2 protein-coding genes are annotated in these 1,111 nt (G+C 56.6%); both read left to right on the top strand.

Annotated features, from left to right (window positions below):
- Positions 1-124 precede the first annotated feature (124 nt).
- Complete coding sequence (locus H8711_RS13765) at positions 125-811, top strand: hyaluronate lyase N-terminal domain-containing protein (protein WP_249283898.1); 687 nt, start codon at positions 125-127, stop codon at positions 809-811.
- On the top strand, positions 811-1,111 hold a 301-nt coding region (locus H8711_RS13760; protein WP_488153811.1), incomplete at its 3' end, for a hyaluronate lyase N-terminal domain-containing protein. The genes H8711_RS13765 and H8711_RS13760, both read left to right, overlap by 1 nt.

Here is a 1,111-nt window from a genome sequence, read left to right as displayed (position 1 = left end):
ATCTACGTCATGTACATCGACACCGGAACGAACAAAACCTACCGCTGGGACGCGGATGCGCTGAAATACTATGTAGTCGGATCGGACTACAACGACATCAAAATCATAAATGGAGGTGGAGCAGATGGCTAATGTCACGCTAAACAGCCGTATTGTAACCCGCAATGCGACGGCGGCACAATGGACAACCGCAAATCCGATCCTGCTCAAAGGCGAGCTGGGGCTAGAGGTTGATACCGGGAAAATTAAGTTTGGCGACGGTGTAAAAGCATGGAGCGCCCTGGCTTACATCGCGGGCAGCGGAGAAGGTACAACGGTCAACATCGAAGATGTGATCGGCGCGGGGACAGCCGCCAAAAAAGACGTTGGTACAGCGGAAGGGAATATCCCGGTGCTTGGCACTGGCGGCAAACTGGCGGTTGATGTGCTACCGGCAATTGCGATATCGGAAGTATACGCGGTATCGAGCCAAGCGGAGATGCTGGCCCTGACCGCGCAGACCGGCGATATCGCCATTCGCAGCGATGTAAATAAGAGCTATGTCCTTAGCGCAGATGACCCTGCGGTAGTGGGCAACTGGCTGGAACTGCTCGTGCCCGAAGACGCGGTGCTGTCGGTCAATGGCAAGACCGGAACCGTCGTCCTGACCACATCTGATATTGCAGAGGGGACAAACCTCTACTATACAGAGGCGCGGACGACAGCGAACTTTGAAGAAAACTTTGCTGCAAAATCGGTGTCCGATCTTCAGGGCGGTGATACCTTAATCCACACGACTGATACGCTGATCTTAGATGGGGGCGGTGCTTGATGGCGGAGTATACCATTCAGGCGAGGCAGCAGCAGCGCAGTGATACGGCGGCAAACTGGACGGCGGCAAACCCGGTGCTGCTCTGCGGCGAAATCGGATTTGAAAGAGACACAAGAAAGTGGAAGATCGGCGACGGCGCGAGCGCTTGGAGCGCGCTAGCCTATCAGGCGGATGGCACGGTCAGCGGCGGAGCGGTGGAATCGGTGAACGGCAAGACCGGCGCGGTGACGCTGACCGCGGCCGACGTGAGTGCGTTGAGCAAAACAGCGCAAGCAGTGACCAACTGGGACACCGCTACCA

This window comes from Ligaoa zhengdingensis (assembly GCF_014384885.1).
Classification (GTDB): domain Bacteria; phylum Bacillota; class Clostridia; order Oscillospirales; family Ruminococcaceae; genus Ligaoa; species Ligaoa zhengdingensis.
The sequence above is the reverse complement of the archived record's forward strand: the minus strand, read 5'-3'. Positions and strand labels throughout refer to the sequence as shown.

What these genes read in the sequence shown, in the direction of transcription:
- H8711_RS13765 (WP_249283898.1), top strand. Translation starts at nt 125, where the DNA reads ATGGCTAATGTCACGCTAAACAGCCGTATTGTAACCCGCAATGCGACG.